The sequence below is a fragment of the Sphingomonas sp. AP4-R1 genome, from assembly GCF_013113735.1.
Taxonomy (GTDB): domain Bacteria; phylum Pseudomonadota; class Alphaproteobacteria; order Sphingomonadales; family Sphingomonadaceae; genus Sphingomonas_I.
The window spans coordinates 2,225,065-2,237,773 of the sequence record NZ_CP053346.1 but is presented as its reverse complement, the minus strand read 5'-3'; the positions used below and the strand labels follow the sequence as shown (position 1 = coordinate 2,237,773).

The following is a 12,709-nucleotide window of genomic DNA, read 5'->3' as shown; positions in this document are numbered from 1 at the left end:
TTTAGGAATGGACATATAAAGTGGAAATCACAATCATCTTACGACAGGGCAGTGAAATCGTCGTGTCTCCTATCCCAGGGGACACTCTGATGGAAACCATTCGCGGCGCTGGAATCGATGAAATTCTTGCCATTTGCGGCGGCTGTTGCTCGTGCGCAACTTGTCACGTCTATGTTGATGCATCCAATGACATAGCTACTCAAGCCAGCGAAGACGAGGAGGAGCTTCTAAATGCCTCCAGCAGTCGTCGTCCAAACTCCCGGTTATCATGCCAAATTATGGTTACTAACGAACTGGACGGCGCCCGGTTTACGATTGCTCCCGAGGGGTGATATTAGGGGCGTCTTTCAATATTGGCGTCCACTACAACCGTACAACGCAAAAATAAAGGCCAGCTATAGCAGAAAGGCTGCTGATATGAAACGAGCTGATGTCGTGATCGTGGGCGCCGGCCACGCCGGCGCTCAATTAGCCGTATCGCTTCGACAACAAAGGTATGCGGGTTCAATCCTCATTATTAGCGAAGAGCCGGAGATCCCGTATGAGCGGCCGCCCCTTTCAAAAGACTACCTCACCGGGAACAGGTCTTTCGAGCGAATGCTCATCCGACCGCAATCATTTTGGAAGGATCAAGCAGTAACCCTTCTTACCGCCACACGCGTTACCGCGATCAAGCCCCACGATCGCACTGTCCGTCTCGCTGACGGAAGCATCGTGGGGTATGATATATTAGTTTGGGCGACCGGCGGGCAGGCAAGACACTTAACATGCCGTGGGCACGAAGTTGACGGGGTCCACTCGATTCGAACCAAGGCGGATGTTGATCTTGTCATTAACGAGCTCCCCTTAACTCGCGAGATCGTAGTTATCGGCGGTGGCTTTATTGGATTAGAGGCCGCAGCCGTGTTTGCGAAGCTTGGCAAGAACGTCACACTTCTCGAGGCTCAAAATCGGGTTCTTTCCCGTGTCGCAGGCGTCGCCCTGTCCCGCTTTTTCGAGGGTGAGCATCGGGCCCACGGAGTGGATGTCCGCCTGAGCACCTCTGTTGATTGCATTGAGGGCTCCGGCAAAATCTCAGCTGTGCGCCTCCACAATGGCAATGTCGTTCAAGCAGAAATGGCAATTGTCGGGATTGGCATCGTTCCGGCAGTCGCCCCTCTGCTCGAGGCTGGTGCAGAAGGCGGAAATGGAGTCGCAGTGGATGAGTTCTGCCGAACCTCGCTGCCCGATATCTATGCCATTGGCGATTGCGCCCTACACCCCAACAATTTCGCAGGGGGTGAGCAAATCCGGCTTGAATCGGTGCAGAATGCTAACGATATGGCAGTGACGGCAGCAAAGGCGATTGTGGGCCAACACGTACCCTACGACACCGTGCCTTGGTTTTGGTCGAACCAATATGACTTGCGCCTTCAAACCGTTGGCTTGTCGTTTGGGAGCGACCAGGAAGTCGTCAGGGGCGATCCCCTTCAGCGAAGCTTCTCGATTATCTATCTGAAGCAGGGTAGAGTCATCGCACTCGACTGCATAAATTCGACTAAGGATTTCGTCCAAGGACGGGCGCTTGTCAGCGGTCGTTTGGAGATCCCAGTTGAAAGACTGCAGGACGCAGATGTACCGCTGAAGCAACTGGTGGCAGCCTAGATTTAACTTCACGGGTCAAACTTTCGAGCAATGAGACGTCTGTCTGCCGCAAAATTGCTCAATCTGACCACTTACTCCCGCTCCACCAGCTTCCTTCAGTTTGCATCGTATCCGGGGTTGGCTAATTAATTGGCGCATTGCCGTAGCGCGCAGAGGTCGAAGATCCGGCAGATGGCGTTCCATAGCCCATCGATGGTGCCTTTAGCGGCGTTGCGCAGGGGTGCCCTAAGCTCGGCGAAGGCTTGCTCGATCGAGTTAATTTCAGAACTATGGGCAGAAGGAAAAGCAGCTTCGCTCCCACTGCCTCGATCGCCGCGGGTGCATCAGGCACCCTGTCGCTCGACAAATTGTCGATGGTGACGATGTTGCCGGGTGACAGCTCTGGCACCTGACGGACGCAGGCGACTAAACCGTCGATTGGGCCGTCGAGCACCATCGGTGCGACCATACCGGAGCGCCTTAGGTCGGCGACAAGCGTGGCGGTATTCCATTGCCTGTGCGGTACGCCGAGCACAGCCGTTCAGCCGCCGGCAACGGCCTTGGACTTGTGCAATGTTGGTCGATACGCAAGTCTCGTCGCTGAAAAGCAGTCGCTCCGGATCGAGATCGAACTGGCCGTCAAACCAGTCCTCTCTGCGCTAGGAATTCAGGACGTCGGGGCGATCCTGCTGGGTAGCGTGCGCAGTCTTTTTGTCGCACGTGAACCGGTGACGGTCGAAGAACCGCCACAGCGTGCTGATCGCGACCGGCGTGCTCCGCTCGGCTAGCAGCGCCTGCATCTCAACCAGTATGATGTCGTCGTTCGCCTCGATCGCGCCGAGGATGGCGGCTGCGCGCGCATCGATGATGCCAGCACGATGGTAGCCGCCCTGACGATAGGCTGCCGGCGTACCATTTTGAACGACCAACTGACGCCAGCGCTTGCGGCGCTTACCCCATACCGCGCCGCTGCAGCCCGGCATGACATCCCGACATCAAAAACGGCGACCATCCGCTCCCGAAGATCCTGTGACAGCACTCGCGGCAACCACACCGGCATCCTCAATCCGGCATCGAGCCTAAACCAGAAACCGCGCTCGTGTGGATCCTGGATGACTCAGCTGGCTAAAAAAACCACTCAAATTATAAAAATAAAATATGCATTGAAGCGAAGTTAGGCCGATCCTGCCGCATTTCACGTCGCAAGCTTCGGTTTGACATTCATCTCAGATAGCCGTCTCTCAATAACGACAAGCTCACCATCGGCCACATGATGAGTTAGCTACCCGATAAGGCGCAAACTCCTTATCCTGTTTCACTGATGATTCGCCCCCTGGTACGCGTGACAAGCCAGACACCGACGCAAACTAACAACAACGCGAAGAAATAGGTTGGGCGAAGTACCTCCTCACTGAGAAGCAATGCCGAAATCAGGATGCCAAACACGGGTATCAGGAACTTGAACGGAGCTATCATTCCGACCGGATGGTGCTTTAGAAGAAAACCCCACACGGAAAAGGAAACGGACGAGATCATGACGAGGTAAGCGAGAAGCAAGGCAGCCTCAGTGGTCCATGAGCCCACTTCCCCACCAAGAAGATGTCCAGCGACCGTCAGGATGACGCCACCAATGAGCAGTTGCCAACCAGTCATGACAGCTGCGTTCATCGCGCGAGAGAGGTGCTTACCAAGGATGGACGAGGCCGCGAGCATGAACGCGGCAAGTGCAATAAAGCCTTCACCTCTTAAGCTGAAATGGGAATCCAACCCGCCGTCGAGATTGACGACAGCCACACCGATAAATCCTGCAATGCATCCAAGGACACGGCCTGCATCGAGCCGGTCGCTCTTATAAATAAAATGCGCTAGAATTACGCTGAAGAAAACGCCCGTAGAGTTCATGATGGACGACCTGGCACCTGTCGTATGGGCGACCCCTATGTAGAAAAGGGCATATTGAATCGCAGTCTGGAACAGACCGAGAATAAAAACCTGCGGAAGCTGCCAACGCCGCGGCAAAAGTGGCTTTTGTCCTGTCACTGCGGCAACAAACAGGAGTAGTGCACCCGCTAAGGCAAAGCGCCAACCCGCATAGACTATCTGGCTCGCCGTCTCACCCGCCTCGATATCAAGGAGAGCGTAGCCATATTTCACCGCTGGAAACGCGCTACCCCAAAGGAGACAGGCCAACGTAGCCATCAGGAACACGCCGGTCCTACCCCAGAGGAATTTCTGCAGATCAGCCATCGTGTAACGATTTCATGCTAATCGGAGGAGTGCTGTTGCATCTGTGACTTGCTCAAGGTTGCGCGCCATCTCTTGCGCTCCGGCTATAGTCTCCGTCGACCACGGATGAATTGCCGCGCGAGCACAATCATCGAACTTGGCAAATATATCGCCCCACGTCATCGGGTTCTCGACGCTGCCGGGAATCCCGGTACCCACACGCTCAAAGCGGCGGCCGTCTGTCATCACGATCTCCACCCGTCCCGGTGGAAGTTCCAGCTTCCAGTCGAGGCTTGAATCGACGATCGGGAGCACCTTTTGCGCGGCCGCTAGTACGCGGGAGTCATGAATTCCCTCTTCGGTAAAGTTCGCCAGACGCATTTCCCGATGTACGGCGGCGGTAGAGACAAGGAACGGGAGACTGAATTTGGCATCGACCAGAGTCTGCGGCACACGACGAGTGTCGATGGGCTCGCACATGAGCTGATGATAATCGCCGACGTAAACCCTGATTTCGGCAATATCCTCAACCTGGAGATCATTCTCCCTCATCAGACCGATCGTCGCATGAATATGACTATGAGCTGTTCCGACGGCGGGCCAGCGCTTGTAGAGGGTCAGCCCACCCGTATAGACTTGGCCCAAACCTTCTAGGATCTTGTCACGGTCGTAGCGCCCGCCAAAATACTGGTTCATGATACCAAACGGGCCTTCGAACACGGCCGGGAGACCGGAAATACCGCGCTCCGCAAGAATGGCGGAAAGAACCGCCCCTTTGGCAGGAAAGCCGGCGTATAGGGCACGCAGATCACCGCCGGTCGAGTTTACCACCTCAGCCAGTCCGCTGCATTGCATGCTGGCGATCCCTATAGCATTGGCGATCTGCTCGCGCGAAAGCCCGAGCAATTTGGCTCCTGCCGCGGCGGCGCCGAATACGCCCATCACGGTGGAGAACATCCAGTCCTTCTTCCAATCGACGTGCTGCCTGCAGCGATTGAAGAAATCCTGCCCAGCCGCCACGGCACTGATCATTTGCTCGCCCGTAACGCCGCCTACCCGTTCCGAGATCGCGTAAACGGCAGGCAGCAGCGAGCTGGCGGAATGCTGGCCCCATGGCGTCTGATCGTCATAATCGAGGCAATGCGCCATTGCGCCGTTAGCGAAGGCAGCCATGACGGCAGGAACTTTCCCGCCGAATGCAATCAGGCTGCTTTCGCCCTTGCCGCCGGTCTCCTGGACCATATCGACGATTGCATGCACGGCCGGTTCCTTACCGCTGGCAGCAAGGCAAACGCCGAATGTGTCTAGTATGCTCTTCTTCGCGCCGTCGACCGCCTCGGGAGAGAGGTCTGCATAGCCAGTGTCGTAGAAGAAGTCGGCTACATCGAACGCTAAATCTCTATCGGGCACGTAGGGCCTCCCCGGGTCGATACCTAAATGTACTGGCTGTACACAAACTCGCCTGTCCAAGGCGCGATGGGGCTCAGTGAATGCTGGTGAAAAGGTGCTCGGCTAGGGGGACGCCCTCGAAGACCGGCCGCGTCGGAACATATTCCAGGCCGATCGATCTCGCATAGTGGATCTCGTCCAGCGCTGCGAAGAAGGCCCCAAAATCGATCCCTCCGGTGCCCGGCTCGTGCCTCCCTGGAAAGTCGGCTAGCTGGATGTGCGCCACCCGATCTGAGTGGGCGCGGAGAAACGCTATGGGGTCCTCGGCATTCACATTGGCATGATAGATGTCCAATATGATGCCGGTATCATCGTCGCCGATCTGCTCGATCGCTTTAATGACTCGATCGAGGCGGTTCATAAAGTAACCAGGAAAATCCGTCGAATTCACGGCTTCGATCACAACCCGCAGTCCCTCGACGCGAAGGCGGGCGGCGCCTTCGCGCAGATTGTCGCAGTAGGTCGTGAACGCGAGTTCCTCGGAAACGTCGTCGGCTTTTGGGCCCGCGAAAAGGTGGACGTTAGGGCAATCGATCGTCTTGGCGTAGCCGATCACGGTATCGATCGACCGGTCGAACTCACCTTTGAGCGACGGCGTCAGGGAGAAGCCCGGTTCACCGGCCTTGTAATTGCAGGCGGGCGCGCCGATCGATATCTGCCGAAGCCCGTTGTCGGCCAGCAAGCTTACATATTCCTCCGCCGGGACAGCGTAGGGAAAGGGGAATTCGACAGCGTCGAAACCCAGTTTCCGGGCTGCCACGAAGCGTTCGGCCAAGGGGAGCGTCCCGAGGATATAGTCGAGATGGATCGATATAGTCATGCTCTCTGCTCTGCCCGCCTTGAAGGCTGCCCGATCATAGCTGCGCTGTGCTCTGGAGGACCGTTTTCGTGCTGAGGTAAGCCTCAAGGCTCGTAGGTCCCCCTTCCCGGCCGATACCGCTATCCTTTACTCCTCCAAACGGCGTGTCTGCATCTGGCGTACCGAAATGATTGATCGAGAGAACGCCGCATTCAAGCTCCCTGCTGATACGTTCGGCATCATGAAGCGAGTTGGTAAAGGCGTAGGCGGCCAGGCCAACCGAGACGCTGTTTGCGATCTTCAATGCAGTGTCGAGATCCGGCACGGAGACACAGGCCGCAATCGGATTGAACGGTTCCTCGCGCATGGCTTCCGCGTCCAGAGGCACATCGGCAAGGATCGTCGGCTCGAAGTAGAAGCCACGCTCGCCGATCCGGTTTCCACCGGTTACGATGCGCGCGCCATGTATCTTAGCGTCGGCCACCATGGCCTGGGCTGCCGCAAGTCGGCGATTATTCGCCAGCGGCCCCATCTGCACCCCGGACGCAAATCCGTCACCGATGCGATAAGCCCCAAAATGCTTCGCGAACGAAGCAATGAACTCTCCATAGACGCTCTCATGAACGATGAAGCGCGAGGCGGATGCGCAGATCTGTCCGCCTGCACGGCCCTTCGCCTCAGCGGCGAGTTCACCGATCTTCGTAGCGTTGACGTTCGCACCGATGATGACCGGGGCATTGCCGCCCAGCTCCATCAGCACCGGCTTCATCGCTTGTGCGGCAAGTTCGGTAAGATGTTTGCCTACGCCGGTGGAGCCAGTGAAGGTTACAAGGCGGGTGATCGGTGAAGCGATCAAGGTCGAGGAGATCTGGCTCGGGTTGCCGAATACGAGATTCAACACGCCGGCAGGCAGGCCCGCATCTTCGAAGCATTTCACCAAGGCGACGGCGGTCCCCGGCGTCTCGTTGGCAGCCTTGAGGATGACGGAGCAGCCAGCTGCGAGGGCAGCACTGGTTTTGCGGGCAGCCGAGCTCATCGGCACGTTCCAGGGAGTGATCGCCACCACCGGGCCGATCGGCTGCCGGTAGATGATCTTCTGCATCTGAGGCTCGGCCGGCACGACCAAGCCGAACATACGCAGCGACTGGGCCGCGTCCCACTCATAGAAATTTCCGCAGCGCGATATTTCGGCTTCGGCATCCGCGAGGTGCTTGCCGTGTTCAAGCGTCAGGATCCGAGCGATCTCCGGCGTGCGTTCGCGAAGTAGGGCGACGGCGCGAAGAATGATGCGTACACGCTCTTGCGGCGGTGTGTCGCGCCACACCTTGAAGCCCCGATCGGCTGCTTGGAGCGCCCGCTCGAGATCCGCGGAACTGGCATTGGGCACAGGGCCCAGCACGTTTTCCGTGCTGGGGTTAAGGACATCCGCCCAAGGCTCGCGATCATAAATCCATTCGCCATCGATATAGAGCCCGATGCGGGGATAAAGTTCGGCTTCGAACTGCTCTGAGGGCCGCTCTGCAATCTCAATCATGTTAGACCTCATGTTCATCTGGCTCGGCGGAACGACGCCAAGCGGTCAAAGTAGGATTATCACGCCACAATCGTTGCGTCGGTGGCTGCCCGAAGCGTCGTTTCATCGACGCCGGGAGCCAGCTCAATCAGCTCGAGGCCACCTGGAACGACGTCAAGGACACCGAAATTGGTAATGATCCGGTTCACGACAGCCTGCCCTGTAAGCGGTAACGTGCAGGCCTGCAGGATCTTTGATTCCCCGGCCTTGCTGGTGTGGTCCATGACGACAACCACGCGCTTCACCCCGCTCACGAGATCCATCGCCCCGCCCATGCCCTTCACGAGCTTGCCGGGGATCATCCAGTTCGCCAGGTCGCCATTCTGCGCAACCTCCATCGCGCCCAGGATGGCCATTGCGATCTTGCCGCCCCGGATCATGCCGAAGCTGGTCGCACTGTCGAAATAGGCCGTCTGGGGAACCTCGGTGATCGTCTGCTTGCCGGCATTAATGAGATCGGCGTCTTCCGTTCCCGCCAGGGGGAAAGGGCCCATGCCCAGCATGCCGTTCTCCGACTGCAGGGTGACGTGAACATTCTCAGGAATGTAATTCGCGACCAACGTGGGGATGCCGATGCCGAGATTGACATACCAGCCATCCTGCAGTTCCAGCGCAGCGCGTGCGGCCATCTCGTTTCTTGTCCAGCCGATCATGACGCATCCTCAAGCGAGCGAACGGTTCGCTGCTCGATCCGCTTTTCATGCGGGCCGGTTATGATGCGATGGACATACACGCCAGGCAGATGGATGAGGTCGGGATCAAGGCTGCCGACAGGGACAATCTCCTCGACTTCGGCGACGCAGACTTGTCCGCAGGTAGCAGCCGGTACATTGAAGTTACGGGCGGTTTTACGGAAAACCAGATTGCCGGTTTCGTCTGCTTTCCAAGCCTTGACGATCGAAAGATCAGCAACGATCCCTTCTTCCAGTATGTAGCGACGGTCCTTGATCGTGCGCTCTTCCTTCCCCTCAGCAACGAGCGTACCGACACCGGTTGGCGTGAAAAAAGCCGGAATCCCGGCTCCCCCTGCCCGCATGCGCTCGGCCAAGGTTCCCTGGGGAGCGAACTCCAGTTCAAGCTCGCCGGACAGATACTGCCGCATGAACTCGCCATTCTCGCCCACGTAGGAGGAGATCATTTTCCGAATCTGGCGGGTCTGCAGCAAAAGGCCCAGTCCGAAATCATCGACGCCGCAATTGTTCGACGCGAAGGTCAGATTCTTCGTTCCCGCCTGCTTGATCGCGGTAATGAGCAACTCGGGAATACCGCACAGCCCAAAACCGCCGGCAGCGATCGTCATCCCGTCAAACAACAGTTCATCCAGCGCCGTCCCAGCGTCAGGGAACACTTTTTTCATGCAAGCCTCGTCGTGCCAAGATCGGCGGTTCCGCTAAGATGAATGCTGGGGTCAGGCACGTCCGACCTCAACCCGAGCAGTAAAGAGCGCCCCGTGCCGCTTCTTCGCGATTTGGTCCGGGATAGTGCCGACATAGGTGCTGCAAAACAGGGTGCGACCATCCTCGCCGCCCAGGCAGCATGCGATCGCACTGCCTTCGAATTGAATCCTATCCGTGATCTCACCGCCGTCGAGAACGCGAATAATTTCGCCGGTATTGAAGCAGGACGCCCAGATCGCGCCTTCTGCATCCGCGCAGATGCCGTCCGGCTGCCGACCGTCCAGATCGGCATAAAGCCGCCGGTTAGAAAGTGTACCGTCTTGCGCGCGATTGAAAGCCGTTAGCCTGCCAACCCAGGTTTCGGCTACGACAAAGGTCCGTCCATCATTGATGATCGCCGATCCGTTCGGAAATTCCAGTCCCGTCGCCACGGTTCGCACAGTGCCTTCGGTATCGACCATGTGTAGGTCAGTGGGCTCTTGATCCGCGCCACCGTGAATGTCGTAGCCAAAATTACCGACGTAGATGCGACCTTCATCATCGATCGAGAAATCATTGAGATGATGCGGGGTGGCAGCGCTTAGATCAGCGAACACCTCCAGGTGGCCATCGACAACCTTCATGATACGGCGGTCGAAGGAGGAGATGATGACGGGTGTTCCGTCAGCGAGAAACCCAAGGCTGTTCGGGACAGGTGGCAAATTATCCATCGCCACCGATTTCTCACCGGTCGGCTGAACATGATAAAGCTTCTGATCAAAGACATCAGGCACCCAAAGCTTGCCCCCGTGCCAGCGGGGCGCCTCGAGAAAGATGAAGTCATCGGCGAGCTTAGTCGGAATTATCTCTTTCATTTATCCTCTCCCGATCGCCGTTAATCAAAGGCTTGCTCGGGAAACCCGATCAAAGCCTTCACCTCGAGATATTCCTCCAATCCGAAAACGCCCATTTCACGGCCGTTGCCGGACTGACCATAGCCTCCCATCGGTGCGGCGGGCGTGGCTGCGGCACCGTTCAGCGAAACGCGTCCGGCCCTGATCCGCCGGCCCATCGCAAGGCCACGTTTGGGATCGCCCGCAAATACGAACCCGCCAAGTCCATAGGGCGTGCAATTGGCGATTTCAGCGGCTTCGTCTTCGGTATCGTAGGCGATGACCGCGAGCACGGGACCGAAAATCTCTTCCTGCGCAATGCGATCCTGCGGATTTACGCCGGCGAACACAGTGGGCTGAATGTAAAAACCCTTCTCGATGCCGTTGGGCAGGTCGGGACCGCCGCAGACCAGGCGGGCGCCATCTTCAATCCCGATGCGGATATACTTACGGATTGCCTCAAACTGTGACCGATTGATAACCGGGCCGATGTCGGTCGTGGGATCGAGAGGATCGCCGACTCGGACCTGTGCAGCTTCCGCCCGCAGATGATCGAGAAACGGCTCCACCTGGTCGCGCTGGACGAGAATTCGGGTAGGCGCATGGCAGGATTGGCCCGAATTGCCGAAGCCGCGTGCAACGTTCCATTTGGCCGCAGCCGCCAAATCCGCATCAGGCAGGACGACGTTGGCCGATTTACCACCAAGTTCCTGCGTGACACGCTTGACCGTATCGGCTGCATTCTTGGCGACCTGGATACCCGCCCGCGTAGAGCCAGTGATCGAGATCATGTCGATGTCGGGATGGGCACACAGAGCCGTACCGACGACCGTGCCCTGCCCAACGATCAGGTTGAACACCCCCTTGGGTACGCCTGCAGCATGAAGCGCCTCGGCGAAGATGAGCGCGCAGGTAGGCGTGAACTCGCTCGGTTTGAGGACAACCGTGCAGCCCGCAGCGAGCGCCGAGGAGACCTTGGTGCAGAGAAGCTGAACCGGCCAATTCCAGGCCGTGATCAGGCCGCAAACGCCGATGGCCTCGCGCCGGATGATGTTGCCGTCGAGTTCCTCTTCGAACTCGTAAGCCTTGAGCGTCTTGACCGCTTGCTTGAGTGAGGCAATGCCTGCGTTGAAGTTGGTCTTATTGCTGACCGGCGAACCCATTTCCTGCGTGACCGCGGCAGACAGTTCTGCTTCGCGTGACTGGACCTCGGCGATGATCCGCTCGAGCAAGGCCACTCGCTCTTCCTTCTGGGTCGCGCTGAAGGCCGGCAGGGCCTGCCTCGCAGCTTTAACGGCGCGATCCACGTCTGCTTCGGTCCCCCGCGCCACCGTCGCGAAGACCTGCTCGGTGACGGGATTGATCAGTTCGATCCTGTCGGCACCCGACGCATCGACCCATTCGCCGCCGATGTAGAATTGTCCATAATGTTTCATTTGAGCCTGCTCCTGCCCGCTGCGGGCATGCCATTGTGTTCAAGCCGATATCCCGACCCTGCGCTGTCGCCTTGGCCAGCCTTAGCTGCTGTGCGTGTAACCCCCGTCGCATGCGATCGTCTGGCCCGTGATGAAAGATGCAGCCGGGGTCACAAGAAACATGATGAGACCGACCAAGTCGGTCGGAACCATGCCGCGAGGAATGCACTGAAGCGCGGCGTTGCGCTGGCGAACCTCCGCGGTTGGGTTGACAGCGCGATCGACTTCCGTCGCAACGCTCCCGGGCCTGATGCAGTTGACGGTGATGCCATCCGGTCCAAGCTCTCGCGCCATCGAGTTCGTCATGCCGATGATCGCCGATTTGGACGTCACATAATGGAGATAGTTCATCGTGCCCCTTGGCACTGAATCTGACGAGATGTTGATGATCCGACCGGACCCGGCCTCGCGCATTGTCTTCGTGACACCGCACACACTGAGATAGGTGCCCGTGATATTGACGGACATTACCCGTTCCCATTCAGGGTATGGGATCTCCCAGAATGGCCTTTTCTCAAGCGTTGCGAAGATGGAAGCATTGTTCACGAGTGCATCGATCTTGCCCTGCGCGTCGAGAATGGCTGCGACCATGGCGTCAACCGACGCCTTGTCTGCGATATCGACACGAACAGCCTGCGCTTTGCCGCCCGCCGACTCAATCTCTTCAACGACTGTCTGAGCCGTCGCCAGATTGATGTCAGCCACCACGGGTACCGCTCCGGCAGCGGCAAATTGGCGGGCAAGTTCACGACCGATGCCCTGCCCCGCGCCGGTGATGACGACCACTCTGCCCACAACCGAAAAATCGCGCGCTTGGGCGGGGACGCCGGAATCCTGCGGAGCATGGGTAGCTGGGCCTTCAGTCATGTGATCCTCACCATTATCAACGTTAAACATGCTCTTGCGCCGCACCGTTCGCAGCAGCTCCGCCTCAGGGCATTTGCAACTCGGATTACGCCGCTGAGGCTGAGTCTCGAGAAAGCGCCAAGCTGGAATTGACCGCGCGAAAAAACGGTAGGGCCTGCGTCCTATAATGTCAATTAGTGGGATTTGTTTTAGATCGCAGAACTCGTTTTTCCTCGCCAGGGCAGGACATCCTCCTTGCCACCTCTCTTCAGTCACAGTTTCCCGGCGTTGGGCAAAATTTGCCCAACGCCCGAGTTATTGCCGCCATTCGCGTTCATTTCCTGAACCTTGCAGACCACCGATGCGATCAAAACGCATTCGTTGAAGCGAGGTTTGCGATGGCCGACAGGTTCGCAGGCCCGGCCGAGAAAATCTGTTGACCCAATCTC

Annotated in this window: 11 protein-coding genes and 1 pseudogene; 2 read left to right on the top strand and 10 right to left on the bottom strand. The window is 57.8% G+C overall.

What is annotated here, in order from left to right:
* The first annotated feature begins 20 nt into the window (after nucleotides 1–20).
* Nucleotides 21–332 (top strand): 2Fe-2S iron-sulfur cluster-binding protein, encoded by a 312-nt coding sequence (locus tag HL653_RS10490; protein ID WP_253717872.1) that lies wholly within the window; start codon nucleotides 21–23, stop codon nucleotides 330–332.
* 85 nt (nucleotides 333–417) lie between these two features.
* On the top strand, nucleotides 418–1,644 hold the full coding sequence (locus HL653_RS10485; protein ID WP_171744481.1) for an NAD(P)/FAD-dependent oxidoreductase: 1,227 nt from the start codon (nucleotides 418–420) through the stop codon (nucleotides 1,642–1,644).
* A 125-nt stretch (nucleotides 1,645–1,769) separates the two neighbouring features.
* Here HL653_RS10485 and HL653_RS10480 read toward each other — a convergent pair.
* The 10 genes and pseudogenes from HL653_RS10480 to HL653_RS10435 form a co-directional block, all read right to left on the bottom strand.
* Nucleotides 1,770–2,683 (bottom strand): annotated as a pseudogene (locus tag HL653_RS10480) (IS630 family transposase).
* A 245-nt stretch (nucleotides 2,684–2,928) separates the two neighbouring features.
* Entirely contained in the window at nucleotides 2,929–3,870 is a 942-nt protein-coding gene (locus HL653_RS10475; protein ID WP_171744480.1) for a DMT family transporter, read from the bottom strand.
* A gap of 12 nt (nucleotides 3,871–3,882) precedes the next feature.
* A complete protein-coding gene (locus tag HL653_RS10470) occupies nucleotides 3,883–5,259 on the bottom strand; it encodes an MmgE/PrpD family protein (RefSeq protein ID WP_171744479.1) in 1,377 nt (458 codons plus the stop codon).
* Between the two features lie 73 nt (nucleotides 5,260–5,332).
* A complete protein-coding gene (locus HL653_RS10465) occupies nucleotides 5,333–6,118 on the bottom strand; it encodes a hydroxypyruvate isomerase family protein (RefSeq protein ID WP_171744478.1) in 786 nt (261 codons plus the stop codon).
* Between the two features lie 34 nt (nucleotides 6,119–6,152).
* On the bottom strand, nucleotides 6,153–7,631 hold the full coding sequence (locus tag HL653_RS10460; protein ID WP_216599971.1) for an NAD-dependent succinate-semialdehyde dehydrogenase: 1,479 nt from the start codon (nucleotides 7,629–7,631) through the stop codon (nucleotides 6,153–6,155).
* A gap of 59 nt (nucleotides 7,632–7,690) precedes the next feature.
* Entirely contained in the window at nucleotides 7,691–8,320 is a 630-nt protein-coding gene (locus HL653_RS10455; protein ID WP_301337973.1) for a 3-oxoacid CoA-transferase subunit B, read from the bottom strand.
* On the bottom strand, nucleotides 8,320–9,027 hold the full coding sequence (locus HL653_RS10450) for a CoA transferase subunit A (RefSeq protein ID WP_171744475.1): 708 nt from the start codon (nucleotides 9,025–9,027) through the stop codon (nucleotides 8,320–8,322). The genes HL653_RS10455 and HL653_RS10450 overlap by 1 nt, the downstream gene beginning before the upstream one ends.
* A gap of 51 nt (nucleotides 9,028–9,078) precedes the next feature.
* Nucleotides 9,079–9,921 (bottom strand): SMP-30/gluconolactonase/LRE family protein, encoded by an 843-nt coding sequence (locus HL653_RS10445; protein WP_171744474.1) that lies wholly within the window; start codon nucleotides 9,919–9,921, stop codon nucleotides 9,079–9,081.
* Nucleotides 9,922–9,941: 20 nt separating this feature from the next.
* The gene (locus HL653_RS10440) at nucleotides 9,942–11,375 is read right to left on the bottom strand and encodes an aldehyde dehydrogenase family protein (protein WP_171744473.1); all 1,434 of its coding nucleotides are present in this window, start codon (nucleotides 11,373–11,375) and stop codon (nucleotides 9,942–9,944) included.
* An 81-nt stretch (nucleotides 11,376–11,456) separates the two neighbouring features.
* On the bottom strand, nucleotides 11,457–12,311 hold the full coding sequence (locus tag HL653_RS10435; protein WP_216599970.1) for an SDR family NAD(P)-dependent oxidoreductase: 855 nt from the start codon (nucleotides 12,309–12,311) through the stop codon (nucleotides 11,457–11,459).
* Nucleotides 12,312–12,709: the final 398 nt, after the last annotated feature.

Coding starts and splice junctions, on each gene's coding strand:
- HL653_RS10485 (WP_171744481.1), top strand. CDS start 418: ATGAAACGAGCTGATGTCGTGATCGTGGGCGCCGGCCACGCCGGCGCT.
- HL653_RS10475 (WP_171744480.1), bottom strand. CDS start 3,870: ATGGCTGATCTGCAGAAATTCCTCTGGGGTAGGACCGGCGTGTTCCTG.
- HL653_RS10465 (WP_171744478.1), bottom strand. CDS start 6,118: ATGACTATATCGATCCATCTCGACTATATCCTCGGGACGCTCCCCTTG.
- HL653_RS10460 (WP_216599971.1), bottom strand. CDS start 7,631: ATGATTGAGATTGCAGAGCGGCCCTCAGAGCAGTTCGAAGCCGAACTT.
- HL653_RS10450 (WP_171744475.1), bottom strand. CDS start 9,027: ATGAAAAAAGTGTTCCCTGACGCTGGGACGGCGCTGGATGAACTGTTG.
- HL653_RS10445 (WP_171744474.1), bottom strand. CDS start 9,921: ATGAAAGAGATAATTCCGACTAAGCTCGCCGATGACTTCATCTTTCTC.
- HL653_RS10440 (WP_171744473.1), bottom strand. CDS start 11,375: ATGAAACATTATGGACAATTCTACATCGGCGGCGAATGGGTCGATGCG.
- HL653_RS10435 (WP_216599970.1), bottom strand. CDS start 12,311: ATGTTTAACGTTGATAATGGTGAGGATCACATGACTGAAGGCCCAGCT.